This is a genomic window from Bacillus sp. 17RED48 (assembly GCF_019837545.1).
GTDB classification, from domain to species: domain Bacteria; phylum Bacillota; class Bacilli; order Bacillales; family Bacillaceae_G; genus Bacillus_A; species Bacillus_A wiedmannii.
The window spans coordinates 36,139-52,054 of sequence record NZ_JADAXG010000008.1; the positions used below are offsets into that span (position 1 = coordinate 36,139).

General features: G+C 38.1%; 14 protein-coding genes and 1 other RNA gene. 13 read left to right on the plus strand and 2 right to left on the minus strand.

The window, feature by feature from the left end; genetic code table 11:
* Positions 1–50 precede the first annotated feature (50 nt).
* From ILT06_RS25085 to eno, 4 genes are read left to right on the plus strand one after another with little or no spacing between them, the layout of a single operon-like run.
* Complete coding sequence (locus ILT06_RS25085) at positions 51–1,235, plus strand: phosphoglycerate kinase (RefSeq protein WP_002198882.1); 1,185 nt, start codon at positions 51–53, stop codon at positions 1,233–1,235.
* Positions 1,236–1,267: 32 nt separating this feature from the next.
* On the plus strand, positions 1,268–2,023 hold the full coding sequence (gene tpiA, locus ILT06_RS25090) for a triose-phosphate isomerase (protein WP_001231042.1): 756 nt from the start codon (positions 1,268–1,270) through the stop codon (positions 2,021–2,023).
* Entirely contained in the window at positions 2,020–3,549 is a 1,530-nt protein-coding gene (gpmI, locus tag ILT06_RS25095; RefSeq protein WP_001231145.1) for a 2,3-bisphosphoglycerate-independent phosphoglycerate mutase, read from the plus strand. Before tpiA ends, gpmI begins: the two co-directional genes overlap by 4 nt.
* Before the next feature lie 30 nt (positions 3,550–3,579).
* Positions 3,580–4,875 carry a phosphopyruvate hydratase gene (gene eno, locus ILT06_RS25100; protein ID WP_000103948.1) on the plus strand — a complete coding sequence of 432 codons (1,296 nt, stop codon included), beginning with the start codon at positions 3,580–3,582 and terminating at the stop codon, positions 4,873–4,875.
* Positions 4,876–4,925: 50 nt separating this feature from the next.
* Here the strand turns inward: eno and ILT06_RS25105 are convergent, their stop codons facing one another.
* Entirely contained in the window at positions 4,926–5,876 is a 951-nt protein-coding gene (locus ILT06_RS25105) for a nucleoside hydrolase (RefSeq protein ID WP_222655637.1), read from the minus strand.
* A 335-nt stretch (positions 5,877–6,211) separates the two neighbouring features.
* Between ILT06_RS25105 and ILT06_RS25110 the strand changes: the two genes are divergently transcribed.
* The 7 genes from ILT06_RS25110 to ssrA all read left to right on the plus strand — a co-directional run bounded on the left by ILT06_RS25110 (position 6,212) and on the right by ssrA (position 12,270).
* Positions 6,212–6,580, plus strand: a complete 369-nt coding sequence (locus ILT06_RS25110) for a CidA/LrgA family holin-like protein (protein ID WP_000673212.1) — start codon at positions 6,212–6,214, stop codon at positions 6,578–6,580.
* On the plus strand, positions 6,577–7,269 hold the full coding sequence (locus ILT06_RS25115; protein ID WP_000078299.1) for an LrgB family protein: 693 nt from the start codon (positions 6,577–6,579) through the stop codon (positions 7,267–7,269). Before ILT06_RS25110 ends, ILT06_RS25115 begins: the two co-directional genes overlap by 4 nt.
* A 94-nt stretch (positions 7,270–7,363) precedes the next feature.
* Positions 7,364–7,597, plus strand: coding sequence for a preprotein translocase subunit SecG (gene secG, locus ILT06_RS25120; RefSeq protein ID WP_000557263.1), 234 nt, complete (start codon positions 7,364–7,366; stop codon positions 7,595–7,597).
* Between the two features lie 161 nt (positions 7,598–7,758).
* Positions 7,759–8,499, plus strand: coding sequence for a carboxylesterase (gene estA, locus ILT06_RS25125; RefSeq protein WP_000761972.1), 741 nt, complete (start codon positions 7,759–7,761; stop codon positions 8,497–8,499).
* A gap of 142 nt (positions 8,500–8,641) precedes the next feature.
* Positions 8,642–11,074, plus strand: a complete 2,433-nt coding sequence (gene rnr, locus ILT06_RS25130; RefSeq protein ID WP_097860409.1) for a ribonuclease R — start codon at positions 8,642–8,644, stop codon at positions 11,072–11,074.
* Positions 11,075–11,322: 248 nt separating this feature from the next.
* A complete protein-coding gene (smpB, locus tag ILT06_RS25135) occupies positions 11,323–11,790 on the plus strand; it encodes an SsrA-binding protein (RefSeq protein WP_001123922.1) in 468 nt (155 codons plus the stop codon).
* A gap of 125 nt (positions 11,791–11,915) precedes the next feature.
* Positions 11,916–12,270: a transfer-messenger RNA gene (gene ssrA, locus ILT06_RS25140) on the plus strand.
* A 338-nt stretch (positions 12,271–12,608) separates the two neighbouring features.
* On the opposite strand, the gene ILT06_RS25145 is transcribed toward ssrA, so the two are convergent.
* Positions 12,609–13,238, minus strand: coding sequence for a LysE family translocator (locus ILT06_RS25145; protein ID WP_103655855.1), 630 nt, complete (start codon positions 13,236–13,238; stop codon positions 12,609–12,611).
* Between the two features lie 551 nt (positions 13,239–13,789).
* Here ILT06_RS25145 and ILT06_RS25150 point away from each other — a divergent pair.
* Entirely contained in the window at positions 13,790–14,467 is a 678-nt protein-coding gene (locus ILT06_RS25150; protein ID WP_064476226.1) for a response regulator transcription factor, read from the plus strand.
* Positions 14,468–14,901: 434 nt separating this feature from the next.
* Positions 14,902–15,915, plus strand: coding sequence for a siderophore ABC transporter substrate-binding protein (locus ILT06_RS25155; RefSeq protein WP_000753430.1), 1,014 nt, complete (start codon positions 14,902–14,904; stop codon positions 15,913–15,915).
* Position 15,916: the final 1 nt, after the last annotated feature.

A 15,916-nucleotide genomic window follows, 5' to 3' on the forward strand; every position in this document is an offset into this window, starting at 1 on the left:
GCTTTTGAGTGGGTTTTGTCAATCCTAACTAGTAGTCGGAGGGAAATCCAATGAACAAAAAATCAATTCGTGACGTAGATTTAAAAGGTAAGCGTGTATTTTGCCGCGTTGATTTCAACGTACCTATGAAAGAAGGCAAAATTACAGATGAAACTCGTATCCGTGCAGCTCTTCCTACAATTCAATATTTAGTAGAGCAAGGTGCGAAAGTTATTTTAGCAAGTCATTTAGGCCGTCCAAAAGGTCAAGCAGTAGAAGAATTACGTCTTACTCCAGTAGCAGCACGTTTAGGCGAGCTTCTTGGTAAAGATGTTAAAAAAGCAGACGAAGCATTCGGACCAGTTGCACAAGAAATGGTTGCAGCAATGAACGAAGGCGACGTATTAGTTCTTGAAAACGTACGTTTCTATGCGGGCGAAGAAAAGAACGATGCAGAACTTGCGAAAGAATTTGCAGCTCTTGCTGATATCTTCGTAAATGATGCATTCGGTGCAGCTCACCGTGCTCACGCTTCTACAGCAGGTATCGCAGACTACCTACCAGCAGTATCTGGTCTATTAATGGAAAAAGAGTTAGATGTACTTGGAAAAGCACTTTCTAACCCAGAACGTCCATTCACAGCTATCATTGGTGGTGCGAAAGTAAAAGATAAAATCGGTGTAATTCGTCATCTATTAGACAAAGTAGATAACTTAATCATCGGTGGCGGACTTGCTTACACATTCGTTAAAGCTTTAGGTCATGAAATTGGTCTATCTCTATGTGAAAACGACAAAATTGAACTAGCTAAAGAATTTATGCAACTTGCAAAAGAAAAAGGCGTAAACTTCTACATGCCAGTTGATGTTGTAATCACAGAGGAATTCTCTGAAACTGCAACAACTCAAATCGTAGGTATCGACTCTATTCCTTCTACATGGGAAGGCGTGGACATCGGTCCTAAAACACGTGAAATTTATGCAGATGTAATTAAAAATTCTAAGCTTGTTGTATGGAATGGACCAATGGGTGTATTCGAAATGACTCCATTCGCAGAAGGTACAAAAGCAGTAGGACAAGCATTAGCAGATGCAGAAGATACATACTCTGTTATCGGCGGTGGTGACTCTGCAGCAGCTGTTGAAAAATTCGGTATGGCTGATAAAATGAGCCACATTTCTACTGGCGGCGGTGCGTCATTAGAATTCATGGAAGGTAAAGAGCTTCCAGGTGTAGTTTGTCTTAACGACAAATAAGTAGCAGCCAAAGAAAAAGGACGGTGCAAAGCATGCGTAAACCAATTATCGCAGGTAACTGGAAAATGAATAAAACTCTATCTGAAGCAGTTAGCTTCGTAGAGGAAGTTAAAGGTCAAATCCCAGCAGCTTCAGCTGTTGATGCAGTAGTTTGCTCTCCAGCTCTATTCTTAGAGCGTTTAGTAGCAGCAACTGAAGGAACTGATTTACAAGTAGGTGCACAAAACATGCACTTCGAAAAAAATGGTGCATTCACTGGCGAAATTAGCCCAGTAGCACTTAGCGACTTAAAAGTAGGCTACGTAGTACTTGGCCACTCTGAGCGTCGTGAAATGTTTGCTGAAACAGACGAGTCAGTAAACAAAAAGACTCTTGCAGCATTTGAACATGGTTTAACACCAATTGTATGTTGTGGTGAGACTTTAGAAGAGCGCGAAAGCGGAAAAACATTTGATCTAGTAGCAGGTCAAGTGACAAAAGCACTTGCAGGTTTAACAGAAGAGCAAGTTAAAGCAACTGTTATCGCTTATGAGCCAATCTGGGCTATCGGTACAGGTAAATCTTCTTCTTCTGCAGATGCAAACGAAGTATGTGCGCACATCCGTAAAGTTGTTGCAGAAGCTGTTTCTCCAGAAGCTGCAGAAGCTGTTCGTATTCAATACGGCGGTAGCGTAAAACCAGAAAACATTAAAGAGTATATGGCACAATCTGACATCGACGGCGCTTTAGTTGGCGGTGCTAGCTTAGAGCCTGCTTCGTTCTTAGGTCTTCTGGGGGCGGTAAAATGAGAAAGCCAACAGCTTTAATCATTCTTGATGGTTTCGGACTACGTGAAGAAACTCACGGGAATGCTGTAGCACAAGCTAAGAAACCTAATTTTGATGGTTACTGGAACAAATTCCCTCACACAACGCTTACAGCTTGTGGTGAGGAAGTAGGTCTTCCAGAAGGTCAAATGGGTAACTCTGAGGTTGGTCACTTAAATATCGGTGCAGGCCGCATCGTATATCAAAGCTTAACACGCGTAAACGTTGCAATTCGTGAAGGTGAGTTCGATCAGAACGAAACTTTCCAAAATGCAATTAAAAGCGTAAAAGAAAAAGGTACTGCTCTTCATTTATTCGGCTTACTTTCTGATGGTGGTGTGCACAGTCACATGAACCATATGTTTGCTCTTCTTCGCTTAGCAGCAAAAGAAGGCGTGGAGAAAGTTTATATCCATGCATTCTTAGACGGCCGCGATGTTGGACCACAAACAGCAAAAGGTTATATCGATGCAACAAATGAAGTAATTAAAGAAACAGGAGTAGGACAATTCGCGACTATCTCTGGTCGTTATTACTCCATGGACCGTGACAAGCGTTGGGATCGCGTAGAAAAATGTTACAGTGCTATGGTGAATGGTGAAGGCCCTACTTATAAATCAGCAGAAGAGTGTGTAGAAGACTCTTATGCAAATGGTATCTACGATGAATTCGTATTGCCGTCTGTAATTGTTAACGAAGATAACACGCCAGTTGCAACAATCAATGATGATGATGCAGTTATCTTCTATAACTTCCGTCCAGACCGTGCAATTCAAATTGCTCGTGTATTTACAAACGAAGACTTCCGTGAGTTCGATCGTGGTGAAAAAGTACCTCACATTCCTGAATTCGTTTGTATGACACATTTCAGTGAAACTGTAGATGGTTACGTGGCATTCAAGCCAATGAACCTTGATAACACATTAGGTGAAGTTGTTGCGCAAGCGGGATTAAAGCAACTTCGCATCGCGGAAACTGAAAAGTATCCGCACGTTACATTCTTCTTTAGCGGTGGTCGTGAGGCTGAATTCCCAGGAGAAGAGCGTATTTTAATTAACTCACCGAAGGTTGCAACGTATGACTTGAAACCTGAAATGAGCATTTACGAAGTAACGGACGCTTTAGTAAATGAAATCGAAAATGATAAACATGATGTTATCATTCTTAACTTTGCAAACTGTGATATGGTTGGCCATTCTGGGATGATGGAACCAACAATTAAAGCAGTAGAAGCAACTGACGAATGTTTAGGAAAAGTTGTAGAAGCGATTCTTGCAAAAGATGGTGTAGCACTTATTACTGCTGACCATGGTAATGCTGATCAGGAGTTAACTGCTGATGGAGGACCAATGACAGCTCATACAACTAACCCGGTTCCTTTCATCGTTACAAAAAATGATGTAGAGCTTCGTGAAGGTGGTATTTTAGGAGATATCGCTCCAACAATGCTTACGCTTTTAAATGTGGAACAACCGAAAGAAATGACAGGTAAAACAATTATTAAATAATTTGCTTATATAAAAAGGAGAGAATTTATTATGTCAACAATTATTGATGTTTATGCTCGCGAAGTCCTTGACTCTCGTGGTAACCCAACTGTAGAAGTAGAAGTTTACACAGAAAGCGGCGCTTTCGGACGCGCTATCGTACCAAGTGGTGCATCTACTGGTGAGCACGAAGCAGTAGAATTACGTGACGGTGACAAATCTCGTTACCTTGGTAAAGGTGTTCTAAATGCAGTAAACAACGTTAACGAAGCAATCGCTCCAGAAATCGTTGGTTTCGACGTAACTGACCAAGCTGGTATCGACCGTGCTATGATCGAATTAGATGGCACTCCAAACAAAGGTAAACTAGGCGCTAACGCTATCCTTGGTGTATCTATGGCAGTAGCTCACGCAGCAGCTGACTTCGTAGGTCTTCCATTATACCGTTACCTTGGTGGATTCAATGCAAAACAATTACCAACTCCAATGATGAACATCATCAACGGTGGTTCTCACGCTGATAACAACGTAGACTTCCAAGAGTTCATGATCTTACCAGTTGGTGCTCCAACATTCAAAGAATCAATCCGTATGGGTGCTGAAGTATTCCATGCACTTAAAGCTGTATTACATGACAAAGGTCTTAACACTGCAGTAGGTGACGAAGGTGGATTCGCTCCAAACCTTGGTTCTAACCGTGAAGCATTAGAAGTAATCATCGAAGCTATCGAAAAAGCTGGTTACAAAGCTGGCGAGAACGTATTCTTAGGAATGGACGTTGCTTCTTCTGAGTTCTACAACAAAGAAACTGGTAAATATGACCTTGCAGGCGAAGGCCGTACTGGCTTAACTTCTGCAGAAATGGTTGATTTCTACGAAGAGCTTTGCAAAGACTTCCCAATCATCTCTATTGAAGATGGTTTAGACGAAAACGACTGGGATGGTCACAAATTATTAACTGAGCGTATCGGTGATAAAGTACAATTAGTTGGTGACGACTTATTCGTAACTAACACTCAAAAACTTGCTGAAGGTATCGAAAAAGGTATCTCTAACTCAATCTTAATTAAAGTTAACCAAATCGGTACTTTAACTGAGACTTTCGAAGCTATCGAAATGGCTAAACGTGCTGGTTACACAGCAGTTGTATCTCACCGTTCTGGTGAAACTGAAGATGCTACAATCGCTGACATCGCAGTTGCAACTAACGCTGGCCAAATCAAAACTGGTTCTATGAGCCGTACTGACCGTATTGCTAAGTACAACCAATTATTACGCATCGAAGACGAACTAGGCGAAATCGCTGTTTACGATGGTATCAAATCTTTCTACAACATTAAACGATAATTGTAGAAAATAACGACAGACCGTGAGAAATCACGGTCTGTTTTTTTATGCTAAAATTGCTCACCCGTCATAAGTGACATGAAATATTTAAAGAAGCGGTTATAATCAAAATCAATTGCGATTTGATGACTCGGCCAATCAATAAATGGCTTAGATTCTCCTAAAGAACGAAATTCTCCTATGCTTGCTCCTTGTGCATAAGATTCTGTCATGACAACGATAGGTGACTTGTGATACGTAAACATAGAGTTATCAAGTAAAGCGAGTATTGGCATTGTGTCATGGAAGGGGCTCCCCTTTAAATGCGGTAAGGCGTCTTTATAATAGCCGTAGTAATAATGATCGAATAACGGTTTGACGAGTGGGGCTTTTCCTTTTGCTTCAATGTATTCAGCCATTTCTGGTGTAATGATGGAATACTGAGTGACGTTTAATGGATAGATGTACATGTTAGGTGAGGATTGAAGGACTATATTAGCGGCAGTAGGATCGCCATAAAAGTTCGCTTCGGAAATAGGGGTCACATTACCAGGATGTAAAAAGGCGCCGCCCATTACGTAGTAAGATGTAATTTGCTTCATGAGCTGTTTACATACAATGAATAAAATTGCTAGGGAGGTAAGTCTTCCTAAACTTACAATGATTAATTCATCTTTATACTGTTCAATAAGAGGAATAACTTCGAAAAAATTCTCCATCTCCCCGTTAGTCACATGTCCCTTTGGAATAATTGGCCCGAGCCCTTGTTTCCCGTGTACTTCCGTAAAGAAAGCTGGAGGGGCACCAGTAAGTGGACGTTCTGAACCACCGAATATCTTGATATTTCTATCCTTTGCTTCGCTCTTAAGAAAATGAGCGTTTTGTACGGCCATTTTTTTTGGGACATTGCCGTAATCAGCAACAATACCGACGATTTCTATTTCATCGATAAAGAATGCTAAGAGGAGAGCCATCGTATCATCAATCCCAGGATCACAAAAAATAAGAACTTTTTTTGGCATATGCTCACCACCTATCTTGTTTATCCCGTAAAAGTCCGATTGTGGGGAGGAAGAAAACCGCCACTAATGAAAGTTTCACTTTATATATATGTAAGCTTAAGGATAAAAAGATTATTTTATTGAAATAACAACGTTACAAATTCAGAAAATAAAAACTTTTTATATTAGGTCAAGGTTTTTGACTTAATTTTTGTTTAGAAATGCAGTCATATCAAGGGTGTAAGCGTATAACATAGGCTGTTTTTGCTGTCAAGTTGATAAATTGCAGCTTTTTACAATTTATACTATGATAAAGATATTAAGAGAAGATCGTATAAACATGAGGGATGATGAACATGAAATTTACAAAGATTCTTGTCCAAATTGCAGCTCTTTACGTTTTTTATATGGTTGGAAATTGGGTACAAGAAGTGTTAAATATTCCGATTCCAGGAAGTTTGATTGGAATGTTCCTCTTACTTGTTTTACTTAGCCTAAAAGTCCTTCCAGTGAAATGGTTCGATTTAGGAGCAGAAACACTCGTTGCTATTATGCCGTTTTTATTAATTCCGCCAACGCTTGGCCTAATGAATTACGGTGCTTTTTTTATGAGTAAAGGAATTTCTCTTTTCATTACAATTGTAGCGAGTACATTTTTAATTATTATTGTCGCAGGACATACAGGACAATATCTTGCGAATAGAAAGGAAAGAGAGTCGAGATGAGCCAAATATTAATCGGAATCGGTTGGGTTCTTTTTACGGTGCTATTATACCAATTATCTAAAAAAATCTATAAATTATTTCCAACACCATTCACCATTCCAATGCTTGTAGCAACAGGATTAATGGCTTTCTTATTTATCATGCTTGATATACCATATCAACATTATATGGAAAGCGGTGGTGGCTGGATTGCAAAACTGCTGGGGCCCGGTGTTGTAGCATTTGCAATTCCTCTTTATAAACAACGTCACGTTCTGCAAAAATATGTTGTACCGATTGCCGGCGGGGTATTAGTAGGAACAACAGTTGCAATCGCCAGTGATTTTGCCATTGCATCACTTATGGGAACAGATAAAAGCTTAATTTTATCTTCTTTACCAAAATCGGTGACAATGCCAGTTGCGATGAGTGTTTCAGAGCAAGTTGGTGGTGTACCTTCATTAACAGCAGCTTTCGTTGTTATCGCAGGTATTACTGGAACGATTACTGGCCCACTTTTATTAAAATGGAGCCGTGTTACAAACTCAGTTGGTAAAGGTATCGGATTTGGATGTGCTTCTCATATTATGGGTGTAATGAGAGCGATGAAAAATAATGAACATGAAGGTGTTATTGGATCGGTAACAATGACATTAACAGCAATTTTGACATGTTTGCTCGGGCCGTTATTTGCAATGATGTTTATGTAATAGAAGAAAAGCGAGAGCGACTCTATAGCTCTCGCTTTTCTATAGGATTTATGCTACAGTTAAAATAACTGAATCTTTGTAGGAGGTACGCCAAGTGCATACGTTATTATCCGTTTTACTTATTATTGTATCGATTTTAATGATTGTTATGGTACTTATGCAGTCTAGTAATAGCTCAGGCCTTTCAGGTGCAATTTCAGGCGGTGCAGAGCAATTATTTGGTAAGCAAAAAGCACGTGGAATTGAAGCAGTATTAAACCGTATTACAATTGTTTTAGCTGTTCTATTCTTCGTATTAACAATTGCTGTTACGTACTTAAATTTATAGAATTGAAAGAAGAAGCGTTAGTAAGATGTACTAATGGTTCTTCTTTTTTTATTTTGCTATTTGAAAGATGTTTCTAATTAGATTATAGAAATATAAATATGGTACACTAGATATAGAAAGAATACGACTAGATTACAGAAGAGAAAGAGGAGAAGTACATGATGAAATTAGCATCTCCGAAACCATTTACATTTGAGGGTGGAGACCGCGCTGTTTTATTACTACATGGTTTCACAGGAAACTCAGCTGATGTACGTATGTTAGGGCGTTTCTTAGAGAAGAAAGGCTACACTTGTCATGCGCCAATTTATAAAGGGCACGGTGTACCACCAGAAGAGCTTGTTCATACAGGTCCTGAAGATTGGTGGCAAGACGTAATGGAGGCATATCAGCTTTTAAAAGATAAAGGCTTTGAGAAAATTGCTGTTGTTGGATTATCACTTGGCGGCGTATTTTCTTTAAAATTAGGTTATACAGTACCTGTTTTAGGTGTAGTACCAATGTGTGCACCAATGTATATTAAGAGTGAAGAAACGATGTACCAAGGTATATTGGCATATGCCCGCGAATATAAAAACCGTGAGCAAAAATCACCAGAGCAAATCGAACAAGAAATGTTGGAATTCCAAAAGACACCGATGAATACATTAAAAGCATTACAACAATTAATTGCTGACGTACGTAACAATGTGGATATGATTTATGCACCGACATTTGTTGTACAAGCACGTCATGATGAAATGATTAATACAGATAGTGCTAACATTATTTATAACGGTGTAGAATCTACGTTAAAAGACATTAAATGGTATGAAGACTCTACGCATGTCATTACACTTGATAAGCAACGTGACGAGCTACATGAGGATGTATATAACTTCTTGGAGCAACTAGATTGGTAAGATCTAGTTGCCTCTTTTTTTCATAAGGAATTTTTTGTGAAAACTGTAAAAATCATTAGGGGAGTATTAAAGTTTCGCTTTATACATCCCCAGTCTTTCGGATACACTAAATAATATAAGGGTTTAAAGGAGGTATTTCTGCTTGGAAGAAATCATACAAGAAAATATTGATAAGTTGTTATTATTTATGAGAGAAGAAGCGTATAAACCGTTAACAATACAAGAGTTAGAAGAGGCATTTGGAATTGAAGGGTCTGAGGGCTTTAAAGATTTTGTAAAGGCACTTGTAATGATGGAAGAGAAGGGGCTTGTTATTCGCACACGTAGTAACCGTTACGGTCTTCCTGAAAAGATGAATTTAGTACGCGGTAAATTAATTGGACATGCACGTGGCTTTGCATTCGTTGTACCAGAAGAGAAGAAAACGGGAGATGATGATCTTTTCATCCCGCCTACAGAGTTAAACGGTGCACTTCATGGTGATACAGTATTAGCGCGTGTTAGCGCACAATCAAGTGGATCACGCCAAGAAGGTTCAATTGTACGTATTTTAGAGCGCGGCACAAAAGAACTAGTTGGTACATATACAGAATCGAAAAACTTTGGATTTGTTATACCTGACAATAAGCGCTGGACGAGTGATATCTTTATCTTGAAAAGTGCATCAATGGGTGCTGTAGAAGGCCATAAAGTAGTTGTGAAAATTACGAGTTACCCAGAGAATCGTTTAAGTGCAGAAGGTGAAGTTATTCAAATTCTAGGTCATAAAAATGATCCAGGAGTAGATATTTTATCAGTTATTCATAAACATCATCTACCTTTAGCATTCCCTGAAGAAGTGATGGAGCATGCAAACAGTGTACCAGAAACGATTTCAGAAGAAGATTTAAAAGATCGCCGTGACCTGCGTGACCAAATGATCGTAACGATTGACGGTGCAGATGCGAAAGATTTAGATGACGCTGTTACAGTAACGAAGCTCGAGAACGGTAACTACAAGCTTGGCGTTCATATTGCGGATGTAAGTCATTACGTTCAAGAAGGTTCTCCAATTGATGTAGAAGCAGCGGAAAGAGCAACGAGTGTATATCTTGTTGACCGTGTAATTCCGATGATTCCGCATCGTCTATCTAACGGTATTTGTTCGTTAAACCCGAAAGTAGACCGTCTGACGTTATCTTGTGAAATGGAAATCAACAACTTAGGTGATGTTGTAAAGCATGAGATTTTCCAAAGTGTGATTAAAACGACAGAGCGTATGACGTATGCTGACGTAAGAAGCATTTTAGAAGATGAGGACGAAGAGTTAATCAAACGCTATGAGCCGCTAGTACCGATGTTTAAAGAGATGGGTCAATTGGCACAGATTTTACGTGAAAAACGTATGCGTCGTGGTGCAATTGACTTTGACTTTAAAGAAGCGAAAGTATTAGTAGACGAAGAAGGTAAACCGACAGATGTTGTCATGCGTGATCGTTCTGTATCAGAGAAGTTAATTGAAGAATTTATGCTTGTTGCGAACGAAACAGTAGCAGAGCATTTCCACTGGATGAACGTACCATTCATGTACCGTGTCCATGAAGATCCGAAAGAAGATAAGCTGGAACGTTTCTTCGAGTTTGTAACAAACTTCGGATATGCAGTAAAAGGACGTGCGAATGAAATACATCCTCGTGCGCTGCAACAAATTCTTGAAATGGTTCAAGGACAGCCTGAAGAAGTAGTTATTTCAACAGTAATGCTTCGTTCAATGAAGCAAGCGCGTTACGATGCGGATAGCTTAGGACATTTCGGTTTATCAACTGAGTTCTACACACATTTCACATCACCAATTCGTCGTTACCCAGATACAATCGTTCATAGATTAATTCGTGAATACATTATTAACGGTAAAGTCGACAACGAAACACAAGCAAAATGGCGTGAAAACTTACCTGAAATTGCAGAGCATTCTTCTAATATGGAACGTCGTGCTGTTGAAGCAGAACGTGAAACAGACGAAATGAAAAAAGCAGAGTATATGGTTGATAAGATTGGTGAAGAGTATGACGGTATGATTAGCTCTGTAACAAACTTCGGTTTATTCGTAGAGCTTCCAAATACAATTGAAGGTCTTGTACACGTTAGCTACTTAACGGATGATTACTACCGTTATGACGAGAAACATTTCGCAATGATCGGAGAACGTACAGGTAACGTATTCCGCATCGGAGACGAAATTACAATTCGCGTTATTAACGTAAACAAAGACGAGCGTGCAATCGACTTTGAAATCGTTGGCATGAAAGGGACGCCTCGTCGTAAGTTCAAAGATCGTCCAGTCGTTATCGAACAGCCAAGAACAGGCAGAAAGAAACGCGGTGGACGTAGCGAACGCAGTGATGAGCGCGGCGGAGAACGTGGTACAGGTAGAAAATTCGACCGTGGTGGCAAAGGAAAAGGAAGAGGATCAGCTTCTGCTTCCACTTCCACGTCCGCTAGTCAGCCAGGGAAAAAAGATGGTAACGGTAAGAAGAAAAAAGCATTCTTCGAAAATGTACCAGGGTTCAAGAAGAAAAAGAAAAAGCGTAAGTAAGAAAAGGAGGGCTTCGCTTTGATGAAAAGCGGGGCTTTTTCTTTTTTATTGGTGGCTTGAGAGCGAGCCACTTTCGCTTTTTGTTGGAATCCAGCTACAGTGGCTAGAATGTTCGGCGGCTTCGCTTCTTCCCGAGAGGCAAAGAGCGCCTCAAGGTCAGAAGCTCCATCCACCTTACATTCTGAGCGAGCCACTTTCGCTTTTTATTAACATTTGTTACAATAGTAAAAATAGAGGAGGGACGTTATATGCCAAAGGGTACAGGTAAGGTTATTGCACAAAATAAAAAAGCATTTCATGATTATTTCATCGAAGAAACATACGAGGCAGGGCTTGTCCTTCAAGGAACTGAAATTAAGTCGATTCGCGCTGGACGCGTGAACTTGAAAGATGCGTTTGCACGTGTACATAATGGTGAAGTATGGGTACATAATATGCATATTAGTACATATGAGCAAGGGAATCGTTTCAACCATGATCCGCTTCGCACGAGAAAGTTACTTCTTCATAAAAAAGAAATTGAGAAGTTAACGGGTGCTTCAAAAGAAACAGGCTATGCATTAGTTCCAGTTAGAATTTATTTAAAAAATGGATTCGCGAAAATGGCACTTGGTTTAGCAAAAGGTAAAAAGCAATATGATAAGCGTAACGATTTAAAAGAGAAAGAAGCAAAACGTGAAATTGCACGCGCGTTCCGTGATCGTCAAAAGATGTAATACAGATATTTACATTTGTAAAACGACGCGCGTATGTTATAATAACTTATGTAAGATTGTTGCACATTGAAAAACAGCTCTTAGTAGCTATCACGATATTTCTTCGTATGCTCCATTTTTATCATGGGGACGTTACGGATTCGACAGGGATAGTTCGAGCTTAGGTTGCGAGTCGAGGGGATCGGCCTCGTTAAAACGTCAAAGCCTATAATTGGCAAACAAAACAATCTTTCTTTAGCTGCTTAATTGCACTAAAGGTTCCTCCCTCCATCGTCCATGTGGTAGGGTAAGGGACTCAAACTAAGTGGACTACGCCGGAGTTCGCCGTCTGAGGGCGAAGGAAGAGAACAATCAGACTAGCAACTTGGAAGCCTGTCGATAGGCCGAAGAGTTCGCGAAATGCTAATATATCGACTACACTCGTAGAAGCTTAAGTGCCGATATTTTTGGACGTGGGTTCGACTCCCACCGTCTCCACCAATACATATTTGGTGGTTTTTTTATTTTGTATGATATGAACCATAACTTTGCCAGATTGGCGAGGTTATGGTTCTTTTTGTTTGCGGCAAAGATATGCTTTCTCTATACAAATAGATACATCGACTATTCCTAACAGCAAGAAATATCTATTTTAACAGTAATTATTTGATAGCAGACTCAATTTACACTCATTTTTTTCAATAAAGAGTGAATCGTATCATCAAGACAGGTATATTAAAAAGCCCCTTCAAATTCTGAAGGGACTTTTTAGTATATAGGAATTGGTTTAAACCCGATATAACATTTCTTAGAAGGGGGCATTGTTATGTTATTCAGGTTCATTGAGGAGCTTTCGTTTGAAGCAACTTTAACCCCATACCAATAAAAATCATTCCTGTTACCTTATTTAGAATCATTCCTACCTTTTGGTTTCCTCTTAGTTTTTTTGTAACATATGAAGAGAAATAAGCCACAAATAAACACCACAATAATCCAGTGGCTGTAAAAGTAAGTCCTAAAATGATAAAGGGAATAGGACCTGAAGCCTTTGTATCTATAAATTGCGGAAGAAACGCAATAAAGAATAAAGAGACTTTTGGATTCGTAAGACTTGTTAAAAGCCCTTGTATATATATCTTTCTAATGTTTAATTTATTGGATGAAGCTTGGAAATCTACATTCGTCTTATCAAGTACCATTTTAATCCCTAGATATACGAGATAGATAACACCAATAATCTTAATGATGTTAAATAATACAACGGATTTTGTAAGTATAATAGATAAACCAAAAGCAACAAATAACGTATGAACTAAAGAGGCAGTAATAATACCAAAAACAGAATACACACCTGCTTTTCTGCCTTGTGAAATACTTCTTCCCACAATATACATGGTGTCCGCACCAGGAATTAAATTTAATAAAATCCCTGTTAGTAAAAACACTTCATAATTAATAATTCCGTACATTTTAGCACCTCTATCTATTTTTTTGGTGCCCTTATTGATATTAAAGTAAATAAAAGAAAAACAAAAGTATTTTTTATTTAATCAAAAAGATTAATACCTTTTCAGCTTACAACCATTTTTTAATGGTCTAATACTTTATTCTATAGTCTAAAACAACAAGATATTCCCAATGAAAAATATTTGATTTTAAATGTTGGAGATGGACCACTACTATTTTTTGTGGCAAGCTTATGGTTCTTTTTGTTTTGTAGTTTTATAAAATGTTTAAGTTGATGAGGGAAGGGTGGTACCCCTGAAAAAGAAAATGAAGAAATAGTTATTGACGATAAACAGGTAGATACTATAGCTACCTTTAATGATTACATAATATGTATTTAAATCTTCATATCCTTTGTGTTTCTATTCATATTTATTGTAAGATTATATAGAGTTCTCCTAATAAGCTGTTACAATGGCCTTTTTTAGGGGGGTCATATTTATAAATTTTAAAATGTTTTTTTGAGATAATTTTTTATCTAACTAAGTTATATTGAAGTAGAGGTGAACCATCGGTGAAGCAGGTGTTAGTAATTAAGAATGAACGGTCTTTTGCGAAGAAAATCGTAAGCGGTCTAAAGCAAGAGGGCTATTTCATTTTAAAACTTCACAATGAAAACCAAGGTTTAAATATAGTATATGAACAAGATTGGGATATTATCATATTGGATTGGGATTCATTAAGTATATCGGGGCCAGAAATTTGTAGACAAATACGAATTGTTAAAACGACACCGATCATTATTGTGACCGACAATATTTCTAGTAAGGATTGCATAGCAGGGCTACAAGCAGGAGCAGATGATTATATTAGAAAACCATTTGCGAAAGAAGAATTAGTAGCAAGGGTTCAAGCTATTTTAAGGAGAACTGACTATACTCAGCAAAATGAGACAAACTTTTTTCAGTTTAAAGATCTCTTTGTTGATGCATCTAGCAATATTGTGAAAAAAGGTAGCGAAAATCTCTCGCTTACGAAGCGCGAGTACGATTTACTTGTATTTTTAATCAAGAATAAAAATACAATATTGAGCCGTGAAATGCTTTTGAATCAGGTTTGGGGATATAACGTAGTAGTAAATCCAAATGTAGTAGACTTATATATTGGGTATGTAAGAAAAAAGTTAAAGTGCGAGAAGAAAGACAGATATATTCAAACGATACATGGCAGAGGCTATTCAATGGTTGAATGATAAAAATAAGATAATAAAATAGTTTCTGTGAAATATTAAAAGACGGAACTAGAATATTTCTATCAGGCAATGGATCATGGTTTATAAGGTGCTCATATATTTGGTTAGTGTGGAGGGGAAGATTCTAGCGCGACCGTATCTAATGCAAGTACCTACTTGAAAAGAAAATCAAGATTTTCTCATGTATTCTCTGTAAAATAAAGGTTAATCAACACGCCTGACTGCACATATTACTTTTCGTATACAAAGTATGCTTAATTCTATTAACTCACACCATTCACAAGATTTTCACAGAATTAATGACTATACTAATTAACAGGATATTCAAATGAAAATGATTATCAATATTGGTTTAGGTGAATAGCAGTTACTATCTAATTCAATCTATGGACGTCATCATTTTCGAACTAAATTACATAATAAGGAGTATACGTATGAAAAAAACTATGCTTTTAAAATTAGTAAGTATTCTAGCGATTTTCACTTTAATGTTAGTAGCTTGCTCAGATTCAGGTAAGGAAACTTCGAAAGCTAATAAAGGTGATAGTAGTGATAAGCCAAAAACGGTTGAAATTACTGATGCACATGGAACTGTTAAAGTCCCTGTAAATCCAAAGAATGTAGTTGCTTTAGATAATAGAACTTTTGAAACTTTAGCTGATTGGGGAATTAAATTAGCGGCTGCTCCAAAGGATGTAATGCCTGCAGATTCAGCATATAAAAAAGATGATTCAGTTAAAAATATTGGGAATCACCGCGAACCAAATCTTGAAATTATAGCAGCGGCAAACCCTGACCTTGTAATCGTTGGTCAAAGATTTGCTGGCCATTACGAAGAAATCAAAAAATTAGTGCCAAATGCAGCTGTTATTGATCTTAATGTTGATGTTTCTGAGAAAGCTACTAAGCCTGGAGAAAATTTAGTAAAAGGACTTAAAGATTCTACAATTTCTTTAGGAAAAATCTTTGATAAAGATAAAGAGGCTAAAAAATTAGTAGCTGATTTTGATAAATCTATTGAAAATGCAAAATCTGCTTATAATGGAAAAGATAAAGTTATGAGTGTTATCGTTACTGGTGGGAATATTGGTTTTGCTGCGCCTCACTCTGGTCGCGTTTGGGGACCAATGTATGAAATTTTCGGTTGGACTCCAGCACTAGAAGTGTCTAATTCTACTGCAGGTCATAAAGGTGATGACGTTTCTGTTGAAGCTATTGCACAAACAAATCCTGATTGGCTTTTCGTATTAGATCGTGATGCTGCAACATCTGATGCTGCTACTTCAGCTCCTGCTCAAGATGTTATTTCTAAATCACCTGCTCTTCAAAACACAACTGCTGTTTCTAAAAAACAAGTTATTTATGCACCAGCAGATACTTACACAAATGAATCAATTGAGACTTATATAGAGTTATTTGGAAATATCGCAAAAACTTTAGCTAAGTAGT